The sequence below is a fragment of the Haemophilus parainfluenzae T3T1 genome, assembly GCF_000210895.1.
Lineage (GTDB): Bacteria > Pseudomonadota > Gammaproteobacteria > Enterobacterales > Pasteurellaceae > Haemophilus_D > Haemophilus_D parainfluenzae_A.
Map to the genome: position 1 here is coordinate 1,784,850 of NC_015964.1, position 12,636 is coordinate 1,797,485.

The window sequence follows — 12,636 nt, forward strand, 5'->3', positions numbered from 1 at the left end:
TATGTCGGAAACGGAAAACACCTCATCAGAACAACAAGAAACACAAGCGCCAAATAAGCGTCGTTCTTGTAAAATCTTTTTAGCCAAAGCGGCCTTTACTTTAGGGACGCTTGCCGTATTTTATGGTGGCTATTTAGACTGGCAAATTCGCTCCAAAATGGATGGCCAGATTTGGCGTTTACCGGCAGAAGTGTATAGTCGCTTAGAAAGCGTTAAACTTTCTGATAACCTTTCTTTTGACGAAGTGATTCAAATCTTACTCGATAACGAATACCGTCAAACTACCATGATTGCAGCACCGGGCGATTTTAAACTCGAAGAAGATACCATCGTATTACTTCGTCGCGCATTCCCTTATCCTGACAAGCCAGAACCACAACGTGTATTACGTTTACGTTTTACAGATAACAAACTTTCTCGCATTGAAGACTTAGTCAACGTAAAAGCGGTTGATGAATTCCGTCTTGCGCCTAAATTAATTGCAATGTTGGAATCAGATAATGAAGATCGTTTAGCAATCCCGTTACAGCAATACCCTCGTTTACTCATTGATGCCTTATTACTTACAGAGGATCGCCGTTTTTATGAGCATAACGGGATTAATCCAGTAGGGATTGTGCGGGCAATGATTGCCAATATTAAAGCCGGTCAAACGGTTCAAGGCGGCAGTACGCTCACTCAGCAATTAGTTAAAAACTTATTCTTATCCAGCGAACGTTCTCTGACACGTAAAGCCAATGAAGCCTTGATGTCATTGGTGCTAGATTGGCGATATGATAAAAACCGAATCTTAGAAACCTATCTTAACGAGATTTACCTTGGTCAAAATGGTGATATCCAAATTCACGGTTTTGCATTGGCGAGCCAATTCTATTTTGGTCGTTCTATCCGTGAAATTAGCCTAGATCAAATTGCCCTTTTAGTTGGCATGGTGAAAGGACCATCCCTTTATAATCCATGGCGAAATCCACAATATGCACTCGAACGCCGAAATGTGGTGTTAAAACTGATGCTTGATCACCAAATGATTGGAGATGAGCTTTATGAGATGTTGAGTAAACGTCCATTAGGTGTACAAGCAAAAGGACAAATTTCACGTAAATATCCTGCTTTCATTCAAACCTTACAAGCGGATCTTCGCCGTCAATTAGGGGAAAACAAAACCTCTGCACTACTTGGTGCGAGAATTTTCTCCACCATGGATTTAAAACAACAGGAACAAGCTGAAAATGCCGTGGTAAATACGGTCAATCAATTGCAAGTACAAACTAAAAATCCACATTTAGAAGGTGCAATGATTGTCGCGGATTATCACTTAGGTGAAATACGTGCGGTTGTCGGTGGATTACAAACAGAATATGCCGGATTTAACCGCGCCTTAATGTCAAAACGTCAAATTGGTTCTTTAGTAAAACCATCCATTTATTTAACCGCACTGATGAATCCGGAACAATTCCGTTTAAATACACCAATTCAAAACCAACCAATCACGATTTATGTTAAAGGTAGCCAACCTTGGCAACCTCGTAACTACGATCGCAAATACAGCGGTTCGGTGATGTTGATGGATGCCCTCGCTCGCTCGCTGAATATTCCAACGGTAAATATTGGGATGAAAGTTGGCTTAAGCAAAGTGATTGATACACAAAAAGCCATGGGTTGGGATAATGTAGCCATTCCAAAAGTGCCTGCAACCTTGCTCGGTTCTTACAGTATTTCACCTTATGATGTGACCAAACTCTACCAAACCATTGCGAATCAAGGTGGCAAAATTGAGTTAAGTACCATTCAAAGCATTGCCGATCGTCAAGGAAATATTATTTACGAACACAATACCGTGCCGGATCAAGTGGTGCCGAGAGAAGCGGCTTATCAAACCTTGTATGCGATGCAACAAACGGTCGAACGTGGTACCGCGCGTAGCTTACAAAATGATTATGAGGATCTTCGTCTTGCGGGTAAAACGGGGACCACCAATGATGCACGTGATACGTGGTTCGTGGGTATTGATGGTAAAAATGTCAGCACCATTTGGTTAGGTCGTGATGATAACGGTGAAACCAAATTAACCGGTGCCTCAGGTGCATTACAAATCTATAAAGATTACTTAAACCGTGTTGTCATTGAAAAACTGAAACTTGGTCAACCTTCTACCATTAAATGGGTTGGCATCAATGCTTACGGTAGTTGGAGTTGTGGTAGCAGCCGAACAATCCCAGTTTGGGCAAATAAAGATCAAAATTTCTGCGCTTCTGCACCAACGACGAGTACTGCGACTGCTACCGCGGCGCAAACCACGCAATCGCCACAACCTGAACAACCAGAATCCCCCAAACAAGAAAGTGTATGGGATGTGTTAGATAATAAAGCGCCTGTTGAAGAAGCAGCACCCACTCAATAAACTCGCTTATTTTTGACCGCACTTTTATCTCTCCATAAAGCGCCTAACAAAGGCGCTTTATTCTTTTAAGCATACAATCACCCTCTAGACATTTCCGACTCTTGTGAATTTTTTGATCTCCATCACAAAAATTAAAATTATTTATTGTCATTTCACTGATATCAAAAGATAATTATAAATAGGAATTAATTTCATTTTAGGCAATGAGGTAAATAGACGATGCTATTCCGTTCTATTCGATTTTTCTTTTTAATTTTTTCACTCGCCTTCTCTTCTTCACTCTTTGCGCAAGACAACTACCAACAGTGGGTTAATGATATTACGTCGCGCTTAGACAAAACCGCTCAACTTGTCCAGCAAGGTAATACCGATGATGCGCGTACTGAAGTGCAAATGGCTTATTTTGAAGTGTTTGAAAATCTAGAAGGTCCGATTCGTATCAATTTCTCGGCACAAAAAAGTTACCAAATGGAAGCGACTTTTGGCGAGATCCGTAAAATGATCGGTGAAGGCAGTTCACAAAAAGAGATTCAAGCTAAAATCGATCAGCTCAAAAAAGAATTACAAGAAGTGTTGCCATCATTGATTGAAGGTCATCAGCTCAATGCAGATGGTCAACATGGTGTTTATGATAATCAAGAGATCGCCGCTTATTGGCAACAAAGTTTTAAAACCATTGATGATTTGCTCGCTCAAGGACTCGAAGCGTATCAAAACGGTGATCTCGCTAACGCGAAAAAATTGTTCCAACAAGCGCAATACGATGGCTATAAAAATTCAGAAATGGAAATGTCCATTCGCCAAAATCGCTCTGCAGAAACTTCAGCGGCGATTAATCAACAGTTTTACAACATCATCCGTTTAAGTGAACAAGCCGATCAAATCACAGAGATTGGTTATCAAAGCACGCAATTATTACAAGATATTGAAGAAAACTTGCCTAACCTGCCAACGACACGTGAAGAACAAAATGTTCAATCCAATGCAGCGCAGCAAGCAACAGATAATCAACAAGAGCAAGATTGGAATAAAATTAAACAAGAGATCAACCAACGTATTCAACAAGCTATTGCGCTCTATCAACAAGGTGAAAGCAAAAAAGCAATTCTTTCTGTACAAGACACCTATTTTGATGTGTTTGAAAGCAGCGGCATGGAAAACAAAATTGGTTCTCGTGATAGCAACTTTAAAGCGGAACTTGAAGGCTACTTCACCCGCTTAGTCAGTTTAATGAAAGCTGAACAAGGTGATAAGTTACAAGCACAAGCTGATGGTTTAGACCAGAATCTAACTAAAGCGGTTGAAATGTTACAGGGCGGAGAACAAAGCGATTGGTCGATGTTCTTATATAGCCTTTTAATCATCCTTCGTGAAGGTTTAGAAGCCTTGTTAATTGTTGCGGCTATCGTGACTTACTTAATTAAAAATAACCACCAAGATAAATTGCCAGTTATCCGTCAGTCTGTTTATGTGGCATTAATTGCCAGTGTGATTACCGCATTTATCTTCCAGCTTATCTTTGAAAATTCCGGTCAAAACCGTGAATTGCTCGAAGGCTTTACGATGATTTTTGCCGTAATCATGCTCTTTATGATGAGTTACTGGTTATTGTCCAAAGTCGAAGCGCAAAACTGGAAACGTTATTTAGAAGGTAAACTCTCCACTGCCCTCACTACTGGCTCACTCATTGGCTTATGGCTGACCAGCTTCTTAGCCGTGTATCGTGAAGGAGCGGAAACCGTATTGTTCTACTATGCCCTCGTGGGTGATGCGAAAAGTGCGGTCAGTTTTATCTACCTTTTCGCAGGTATCATTGTCGGCGCAATTATTCTCACCATTTGCTACTTCGTGATGCGTTATACCGTGGTGAAATTACCGCTTAAACCATTCTTTATGTTTACGGGTTCATTTATGTACTTAATGGCCTTTATATTCGCCGGTAAATCTGTTTTAGAACTCATTGAAGGCAAACTTTTCGAGCCAACGCTGATTAGCGGTGTGCCTGAAATTTCGTGGTTAGGTATTTATCCTTATATGGAAACCCTAATTCCACAAGCAATCTTACTCATCGCAGCCGTATTTGCTCTGTTTATTATGAAATATCAAAGCAAAAAAGCCGCGTAATACCCAACAATCCTTTAGGAGAAAAACAATGAAAAAAGCACTTTTAGCAACAGCATTATTTGCGGGTATTTTTACCGCGTCTACTGCAAACGCATTCCAAGAGTATCCAATCGGTGAAGCGGTAACCATGAATGAAATGGAAATTGCAGCGGTTTATCTCAAACCAATCGATATGGAACCACGTGGCATGGGTTTACCTGCTGCGAAATCAGATATCCACTTAGAAGCAGATATCCACGCAGTAAAAGGTAACAAAAATGGCTTTGGTGATGGTGAATGGATGCCTTACTTAACCATCAACTATACTTTAGTGAATACCGATACTGGTGAAAAACAAGAAGGTACTTTCATGCCAATGGTAGCAGGTGACGGTCCTCACTACGGTGCAAACGTGAAAATGATGGGCGTGGGTAACTATAAATTAACTTACCACATTGACCCTCCTTCAAAAGCGGGTATGCACCGCCACACCGACTCTGAAACAGGTGTAGGCCGTTGGTGGAAACCATTTGATGTAAGCTATGAATTCAAATTCACTGGCATCAAATAATCTAAGGTAAATATTGATTTTACCACTTGCCTTCCCTTGTTTATCAGGGGAAGGCAATAGCATTTCATTTAACCTTAAAATATCGTCTGTTTTATCCTATTAAATGGTCAAACTATGAATTATTTTTTTACTTTTTTCCTTCAAGCACTTTTACCTTTTTCATTATTGCTCGGTGTTTATCACAGTAAACAATCCTCTGTAAGTGCAAAAAAAATAATTTGGCTTAGCCTATTCGGTTTTATTGCCGGTATCGTACTGCGCCTTAGTTTACCTGCGGGACAAATAACCAATTTAATCGTCAATGCGGTAATATTGGTGTTATTGATTATCTTTGCCTTATGTTTAATTTTCGGCAAAGGTCGCTTACCTGCCTTTTGGCAAACTATATTAATGCTCATCGCTGGAAGCTTCTGGGCAAAAGATCCCAACATTACCGCGCTTGTTTCTACAGATGTCATCAACACGGACTCAATCCTGCACATAAGTGCGGTCATTTTTGCCTTTGTTTTTTGTTTATGCTTACAAGGTTGGATCGATTTACTTTTAAAACAAGCGGGAAAAACACAACAAAAATCGACCGCACTTTTAAAAGGTGTGATGAGCCTTCTCTTAATTGGCTTACTGGTTCCACTTATTGGCGAACTCTTATTAATTTTAATGAAACTTCAAGTGCTTGAACTCACCAAACTACGTTTAAGCTTTGTTGCAAAATCAGGCGAAATCACTCGTTGGTTAAATTACATCTGTGCAGCATTGCTCTTAGTTGTACTTGCCATCTTTTACGGCAAAATTCATTTATCACGCAAGCAACAAGTTAATACCACACAAGAACCGATTGAAAAACGCCAAAAATTAGCTGCATTACGTACGTCCTCTCACTTACTTGGTTGGGGATATTTATCTTTAGCAATTACTTTTGCAACGCAACTTTATTGGGAGCAAATTGCTTCTCGTCCTCCACAACTTTCAGAGGCAATTCCTGTTACCTTAGATGAAAAGCAACAAGTTCATATTCCAATTGAGCAAGTAAAAGATGGCAAATTGCACCGTTTTGTTTGGATTGCTGATGATGGTAAAGCTGTACGTTTCTTTGTTATTAATCGTCAGCCAGACAAATTGAGTCTAGCCGCGGTATTTGATGCCTGCTTGCTTTGTGGTGACCAAGGTTATGTGATGGAAGGCAACCAAGTGGTTTGTGTTGGTTGTGGCGTACATATGTTTATTCCATCTATTGGTAAACCGGGTGGCTGTAATCCTGTACCGATTGAAGATTGGCAACAAACTGAGACTGAAATTCTCATTAATCGAACCGGCTTAGAAGAAGGGCTGAATTTATTTAGCACGATTGTTGAAATCGATGTAAAAGATCCGATTAGTGGCACCCAAATGAAAAACACTAAAACGGAGCACAAATACAATTATGAAGGTAAAACTTACTTCTTTGAAAGCGAGAAAAACCTCGATTTATTCCGTGATAACCCTGAAAAATATTTAGGTAAGGGGGAATAATGCTAGCAAGAATGTTATTCCAATCTTGGCGTTTTAGCATAAAACGTAAGTTTTTAGCCGTGGTGACTATTTTCTTGGCAGCTGGATTAGTCTCTGCACTATTGGCTGTTTCCATTGATATCGGCGACAAAATGGCGAAAGAGCTCAAATCTTACGGTGCCAATATTTTAGTCGAACCTGCGAGTAATGCAGCCTTACCTGATGAGCTCAGTCACAACACAGATTTAAGTAGCCAAGATTTCCTCGATGAAAAAGAACTGCCGAATATTAAAGATATTTTCTGGCGAAATAACATTGTGGGATTTGCGCCATTATTAAGTGCAGATGTGAAAGCAGAAATTCTTTCTGATAAAACTCATGAAAAATCGACCGCACTTGAACAAATTAATGTGCTTGGTACATTTTTCGATCACAACATTCCTGTACCAGATGAAGATGATTTCCATACTGGCCAAAAGATTATTAGCCCTTATTGGCATGTTCAAGGGGAATGGGTAAACGATCTTGAAACGCCTGAAGGTGAATTTATTCCAGCGCTCATTGGTGAACAATTAGCGCAACGAACTGGTTTAAAACAAGGCGATAAGATCAAGCTTCACTATCAAAATAATGAACTTGATAATCAAAGCGCGGTTGAAATTACCGGTATTTTATCTACGGGTGGTGCCGAAGATAATCAATTAGTCATGCCACTCAATGCTGTACAAAAATTACTGGGTTTAGAAGGGAAAATTCAATCAGTTAAAGTTTCTGCGCTGACCGTGCCTGAAAATGATCTTTCTCGTAAAGCACGAGCTAATACAGATGCGTTAGATGCCGAAGAGTACGATCGTTGGTATTGTACAGCTTATGTCTCTTCTATTTCACATCAGTTAGAAGAAGCCATTTCTGGTGCTATTGTTCGCCCAATTTGGCAGGTTGCGGCCTCAGAAGGTGTGGTTATTGGTAAAATCCAGTTATTGCTTGCTGTCGTGACTCTCGCCGCCTTAATCGCCGCTGCTATGGGGATTGCCTCATTAATGAGTACAGGGATCATTGAACGCTCAAAAGAAATTGGTTTAATGAAAGCGTTAGGCGCATATCAATGGCAAATCGCCTTATTATTTTATTGTGAAGCCATTATTAGCGCCTTAATTGGTGGGACTCTTGGTTGTATTGCAGGATGGGGCTTAGCAAGATTTATTGGTTCTGCGCTATTTGGCGTGCCACTGAGTTTTGCTTGGATTGTAATTCCTTGCGTATTGATGCTGTCTATTTTAATTGCTGTAGTGGGCACTTGGTTCCCAGCCCATCGTATTGCCAAACTTTACCCAGTGGAGGTGCTGTATGGCCGCCAATAAAAGTATGTTTTGGCGTTTAATCTTCCAAGCATTACGCCTACGTTTACAACGGGTATTTATTATCTTCTCTGCGCTGACTGTCGGTGCATCTATTGTGACCGCAATGGCCGCAGTGTATTTCGATATTAATACCAAAATGAGCCAAGAGCTCCGTACTTTTGGGGCTAACTTTTACATTGGTGCTGCCAATGGTGGCTTGATGAAAGAACGCCAATTAAAGCAAATTCTTCATCATGCACCGGATAATTTCATCACAGCAGCCAGCCCTTATTTATATGGCGTTGCACGAAGTGATTTAGAAAAAATCGTCATTATGGGCGTATGGTTTGAAGATATGCGTGTTCTCGCACCTTATTGGCAAATTACCGGCTCAGCTATTAATGTGAATTTTGACGATCGCAATGCCATGATTGGTAAAACTTTAGCTGAACGTCTCAATTTAGGTGTTGGAAGTAAATTAAAGCTTTCCAAAAATGCCGTTGAAAAACATGAGTTCACAATTAAAGCGATAGTTGAGGCAGGCGATGCCACAGATAACATGTTAATCGTTAGTTTAGAATTTGCACAAAGTTGGTTAGATAAAGAAGGATTGGCAAACAACGCCTTACTCAATGTGAAAAATGAACAAGGTAACGTTGCACAATTTGCGCAAGACATTATGCAACGCCAACCCGATCTAACCGCTCGCCCAATTCGAAAAGTTTCCGCTTCTGAAGGGCAAATTTTAGATAAAATCAAAGGATTGATGGGCTTAATCTCATTAGTCATTTTGATTCTCGCCACCCTTTGTGTGAATACCACGTTGATTGCGATTGTTGGTGAGCGAGCAAAAGAATTTGCACTGCAAAAAGCCTTGGGTGCCAAACAAAGTGACATCATTAAGCAAATTAGTACCGAGATTCTGATCATTGCACTCTGTGCGATAGTTGCGGGCCTGATTCTCGGCTACATCTTAGCGCAATTACTTGGATTAACCGTATTCAAATCTTATATTGATATGCGTCTACCGGTTATTCCAATTACTATCGTCTTATCGTTATTGGTTGCCTTTATTGCGGTGATTGTACCAACCAAACGCGCTTTAAATATCCAAACCGCAAATGTGTTAAAAGGGGAATAAAATGAGTGAATTTGTGATTGAAACGCAACATTTATATAAACGATTCGGGCAAGTCACTGCTTTAGAAGATATTAATATTCAAATTCGCCAAGGTGAGTTTATTGCCATCATGGGCGCATCGGGTTCAGGTAAAACCACACTCATGAATATTCTAACTGGCTTAGATACGGCCAGTGAAGGTAAAGTGATCTTAGACGGCATCGATGCGGCACAACTGGATGAAGTGGGTCGCCAACGTTTCCGAGCGGAAAAAATTGGTCTAGTCTTCCAACAATTCCATTTGATCCCTTATTTGACCGCACTTGAAAATGTGATGCTCGCTCAGCATTATCACAGTGTGATTGATGAAGCAGCAGCGAAAGCGGTACTCGAACAAGTGGGATTAGGTCATCGTATTGATCACCGTCCAAGCCAACTTTCTGGAGGCGAACAACAACGGGTATGTATTGCTCGTGCATTAGTGAACCAACCACCCGTTATTTTTGCCGATGAGCCTACAGGTAACCTCGACGAAAAAAATGAAGCGCTTGTGCTGGATTTACTACAAGAATTAAATCGCCAAGGTCGAACCATCGTTATGGTTACACACAATCCTGAATTGGGTGAGTTAACCGATCGTGTTATTTATCTCCATCACGGAAAATTTGTAAAAGAGGACATTAATGAAAAATAAATTCGTCAAACTACTCGCCATAAGTGCGGTCATTTTCGGCAGTGTTTCTTGTAAAGATGAAGTTGCTGCGATTGGTCAAAAAGCACCAGATATTGCAGCCTATGATTTACAAGGTAAAGAGGTGAAACTTGATGATTGGAAAGGCACTCGTCTACTGACATTCTGGTCTGAAACCTGTGGGCGATGTGTCGCAGAGTTAAAAGAATTTGAAAAATTGGCTGAAGCTAATCCAAATAAGGTTCAACTTATCGCTATTAACGTAGATGGTGATAAAGTGGATACCAAGGCTGTAGTCGCCAAACGTCAGCTTACGTTACCGGTTATCAAAGACCAATTAAAAATTACTGCTGAACGCTATCAGCTTATCGGTACGCCAACAAGTTTTGTGATTACACCTGAAGGTAATATTCAGGCTAAATATGAAGGCGCAATTCCCGCAGAAGATTTAGATAAATTATTTAAAGGCTAGCCAAAATGAAAAAACGAATTTACTTACTCTCTACACTTCTACCAACTTTAGGCTTTTTATTTGCGACTCCGGCCCTTTCTGCCGAAGCTGACTTAGTGAAAGCAGAAAAGGTATATAAACGCTCTTGTGCCACTTGCCATGGGAAACAAGGTGAAAAACCAGCAATGGGTGAATCCAAAATTATTAATCAATTAAAACCAGAAGAAATTTCAACCGCACTTTCAGAACGAAAAGCAGGAAATATTACTGGTGCAGGAAGCCCTGCAAAACAACGTTTAAGTGAGCAAGATATTCATAATCTAAGTGAATATATTCAAACACTAAAATAGTTTTTGAAATTTTTTTAAACTAATTTTAAAATGTAAGGTCTTAGAAAGGGCTTAGTTTTTATAAGCTAAGAAATTTTTTATATATCAATAAAGGATTGTTTATGAACAAATTTACTAAAATCAGTGCAACTGCATTATTTGCATTATTCTTAACTGCTTGTGATAAACCAGCAGATAAACCAGCAGATAAACCAGCTCCAGCAAAACCTGAAACAACTCAGCCTGCGCCAGAAGCTAAACAAGAAGCAGCAAAACCGGCTGAAGCGGCTAAACCAGCTGAAGCAACGCCTGCTCAAGAACAAGCTGACTACAACAAATTACTTGAATGGAATGCAAGCCAAGCTCAAGCTCAAATGGCTGCACAACAAAAACTTCAATCTGATTTAACTGCTGCGGTTCAAGCAAAAGATGAGAAGAAAATTGAAGAAGCAATCAAAACCTTCAACAAAACTGTCGAAGATACAATTGCAAGCTTAGACAAATTAGATATTGCTGCGCCTTCAGTGAAAAGCATTAAAGATCAAAATAAAGAGGTGCTTGCATTATCAAGCGAGTTATTAGTTGATCAATTAAACTTAGCAACTAAAGCGCCAACTGAAGAACAAACTAAAGCTTACCAAGCTAAAGTTGAAAAACTACAAGCTGCAGTAGCTAAATTACAAAAGGACGGTGCTGATTTAGCACAAAAATTTGCACCTGCAGCACCAGCTGCTCCAGCTGCAAAATAATTAATCGTTAAGATGAAAAAAACCTTACTGTAAAAAGTAAGGTTTTTTTATGTGCTTATTTTAGTATTTTGCTTTTTAACACATCCACAAATCGCTCTGTTGCCCCTTCCCAACGATCTAAATATAACGCAGGCTCAATCAATTCTAATTCATTCAATAGAAATTGATTGTTAATAATCGTTCCATCTACTCGTGCATAGATAGGCATTTCTGGCAATTTATGCAGAACATGACGAGCGGTTTCAATAATATGACTATCAACCTCAACAGGGATAATTTCAACTTTATATTGTGAATTCGCTCGCCATTCATTTTGAGGTGGCTGTCGGCGAATAGCATGACTAAATACACCATTGAAAAAGATCAAACTGGTTTCACCATTTATTGCTACTTCAGGAATAAACGGCTGTAACACAACTTGCTCACCATACGCAGAAAGATTGGGTAATGCTTCACGTTGTTTGAGTTTTGTCACCAAATTGCCACTCTGCCCTACAGCGGGTTTAATCACAAATTCTGGCCAATCTTGGCTTTCAAGTGCGGTTAAAATTTCAGATGTTTTTGTTGAGCAAATAAGAGTAGGAATGACATTGACACCCAACTTCTGCAAATCACATAGATAGCCTTTATGGCTATTCCATAACATTAATTCCGCAGGATTGATGAATGCATTCTTATGCTGTTTAATCCATTGAGTAAATTCATTGTAGAAATTCGCATAATCCCATGCCGCTAAAGGCAGAATAAACTGACTCCGTAATGTTTCTTGCCAAGGCAAAATTTGAGTAGGAATACCTTGATTAGAAAGTTGTGTTTGTACAGGAATAAGATTTTGAGGGGCTGAAGGATAAGTTTTGCAAGTGGTAATCGTAAGCATGGTAAATAATGACTGGTTTAAGCATAAAGAAGATGCGCCAATCATTAAACTGGCGCATCGATTTCAATAATTATTTTACTTGAGCAAAATATTTTTCAAGACGACCTTTGTTCGTCATGGATTTCTTCTCAAGGTCTTTCACCACTTTCTCTGCTTGTTCTTTGTTTGGTAGATTATCCCCCACTTGAATCACACCATTCATATTCATCGAGCGGTGTACTGGGCAGGTATAAACATATACACCTTCTTTATCTAAAGTGATCGTGAGTTCCTGATCTTCTTCAGATTGGAATTTTTGTGCGCCTTCAGGAATTGCTTTGCTGTGCACAAAATGACTTTTATTTTCTGCACGAAATGTCACCGTATCACCTGGTTGTACTTTTAAATAACCCGGTTCAAAAACCATTGAGCCTTCACTGTTTGAATTCAACATTTTGATGTCATGATGAGCGGCTTGAGCAGCAAAACTTAAACCTAATAATGCTGCAAGTGCGATTTTCTTCATTTTCATTTCCT

At 39.7% G+C, this 12,636-nt stretch carries 12 protein-coding genes; 10 read left to right on the top strand and 2 right to left on the bottom strand.

The genetic code is table 11. From position 1 onward, the window contains the following. Position 1: 1 nt before the first annotated feature. The 10 genes from mrcB to PARA_RS08870 all read left to right on the top strand — a co-directional run bounded on the left by mrcB (position 2) and on the right by PARA_RS08870 (position 11,243). Positions 2-2,401 carry a penicillin-binding protein 1B gene (gene mrcB, locus PARA_RS08825; RefSeq protein ID WP_014065461.1) on the top strand — a complete coding sequence of 800 codons (2,400 nt, stop codon included), beginning with the start codon at positions 2-4 and terminating at the stop codon, positions 2,399-2,401. 219 nt (positions 2,402-2,620) lie between these two features. Further along, positions 2,621-4,525, top strand: coding sequence for an FTR1 family protein (locus tag PARA_RS08830; protein WP_014065462.1), 1,905 nt, complete (start codon positions 2,621-2,623; stop codon positions 4,523-4,525). A 28-nt stretch (positions 4,526-4,553) separates the two neighbouring features. Beyond that, positions 4,554-5,075: an iron transporter gene (locus tag PARA_RS08835; RefSeq protein WP_005696223.1), complete on the top strand. Its 522-nt coding sequence runs from the start codon at positions 4,554-4,556 to the stop codon at positions 5,073-5,075. Between the two features lie 114 nt (positions 5,076-5,189). Then, the gene (locus PARA_RS08840; protein WP_014065463.1) at positions 5,190-6,584 is read left to right on the top strand and encodes a Fe-S-containing protein; all 1,395 of its coding nucleotides are present in this window, start codon (positions 5,190-5,192) and stop codon (positions 6,582-6,584) included. Then, the gene (locus tag PARA_RS08845; protein WP_014065464.1) at positions 6,584-7,924 is read left to right on the top strand and encodes an ABC transporter permease; all 1,341 of its coding nucleotides are present in this window, start codon (positions 6,584-6,586) and stop codon (positions 7,922-7,924) included. The genes PARA_RS08840 and PARA_RS08845 overlap by 1 nt, the downstream gene beginning before the upstream one ends. After that, complete coding sequence (locus PARA_RS08850) at positions 7,911-9,044, top strand: ABC transporter permease (RefSeq protein WP_014065465.1); 1,134 nt, start codon at positions 7,911-7,913, stop codon at positions 9,042-9,044. Before PARA_RS08845 ends, PARA_RS08850 begins: the two co-directional genes overlap by 14 nt. Before the next feature lies 1 nt (position 9,045). Next, complete coding sequence (locus PARA_RS08855; protein ID WP_014065466.1) at positions 9,046-9,717, top strand: ABC transporter ATP-binding protein; 672 nt, start codon at positions 9,046-9,048, stop codon at positions 9,715-9,717. Next, on the top strand, positions 9,707-10,186 hold the full coding sequence (locus PARA_RS08860; protein ID WP_014065467.1) for a TlpA family protein disulfide reductase: 480 nt from the start codon (positions 9,707-9,709) through the stop codon (positions 10,184-10,186). Before PARA_RS08855 ends, PARA_RS08860 begins: the two co-directional genes overlap by 11 nt. A 5-nt stretch (positions 10,187-10,191) precedes the next feature. After that, the gene (locus tag PARA_RS08865; protein ID WP_014065468.1) at positions 10,192-10,515 is read left to right on the top strand and encodes a c-type cytochrome; all 324 of its coding nucleotides are present in this window, start codon (positions 10,192-10,194) and stop codon (positions 10,513-10,515) included. Between the two features lie 101 nt (positions 10,516-10,616). Beyond that, positions 10,617-11,243, top strand: coding sequence for a hypothetical protein (locus PARA_RS08870; protein ID WP_014065469.1), 627 nt, complete (start codon positions 10,617-10,619; stop codon positions 11,241-11,243). Between the two features lie 55 nt (positions 11,244-11,298). Here PARA_RS08870 and PARA_RS08875 read toward each other — a convergent pair whose 3' ends face one another. Beyond that, on the bottom strand, positions 11,299-12,120 hold the full coding sequence (locus PARA_RS08875) for a glutathione synthetase (RefSeq protein ID WP_041918326.1): 822 nt from the start codon (positions 12,118-12,120) through the stop codon (positions 11,299-11,301). A gap of 70 nt (positions 12,121-12,190) precedes the next feature. After that, positions 12,191-12,625 carry a pseudoazurin gene (locus tag PARA_RS08880; protein WP_014065471.1) on the bottom strand — a complete coding sequence of 145 codons (435 nt, stop codon included), beginning with the start codon at positions 12,623-12,625 and terminating at the stop codon, positions 12,191-12,193. Positions 12,626-12,636 lie beyond the last annotated feature (11 nt).

Coding starts and splice junctions, on each gene's coding strand:
- PARA_RS08875 (WP_041918326.1), bottom strand. CDS start 12,120: ATGCTTACGATTACCACTTGCAAAACTTATCCTTCAGCCCCTCAAAAT.
- PARA_RS08865 (WP_014065468.1), top strand. CDS start 10,192: ATGAAAAAACGAATTTACTTACTCTCTACACTTCTACCAACTTTAGGC.
- PARA_RS08830 (WP_014065462.1), top strand. CDS start 2,621: ATGCTATTCCGTTCTATTCGATTTTTCTTTTTAATTTTTTCACTCGCC.
- PARA_RS08870 (WP_014065469.1), top strand. CDS start 10,617: ATGAACAAATTTACTAAAATCAGTGCAACTGCATTATTTGCATTATTC.
- PARA_RS08845 (WP_014065464.1), top strand. CDS start 6,584: ATGCTAGCAAGAATGTTATTCCAATCTTGGCGTTTTAGCATAAAACGT.
- PARA_RS08850 (WP_014065465.1), top strand. CDS start 7,911: ATGGCCGCCAATAAAAGTATGTTTTGGCGTTTAATCTTCCAAGCATTA.
- mrcB (WP_014065461.1), top strand. CDS start 2: ATGTCGGAAACGGAAAACACCTCATCAGAACAACAAGAAACACAAGCG.
- PARA_RS08835 (WP_005696223.1), top strand. CDS start 4,554: ATGAAAAAAGCACTTTTAGCAACAGCATTATTTGCGGGTATTTTTACC.
- PARA_RS08855 (WP_014065466.1), top strand. CDS start 9,046: ATGAGTGAATTTGTGATTGAAACGCAACATTTATATAAACGATTCGGG.
- PARA_RS08880 (WP_014065471.1), bottom strand. CDS start 12,625: ATGAAGAAAATCGCACTTGCAGCATTATTAGGTTTAAGTTTTGCTGCT.
- PARA_RS08860 (WP_014065467.1), top strand. CDS start 9,707: ATGAAAAATAAATTCGTCAAACTACTCGCCATAAGTGCGGTCATTTTC.
- PARA_RS08840 (WP_014065463.1), top strand. CDS start 5,190: ATGAATTATTTTTTTACTTTTTTCCTTCAAGCACTTTTACCTTTTTCA.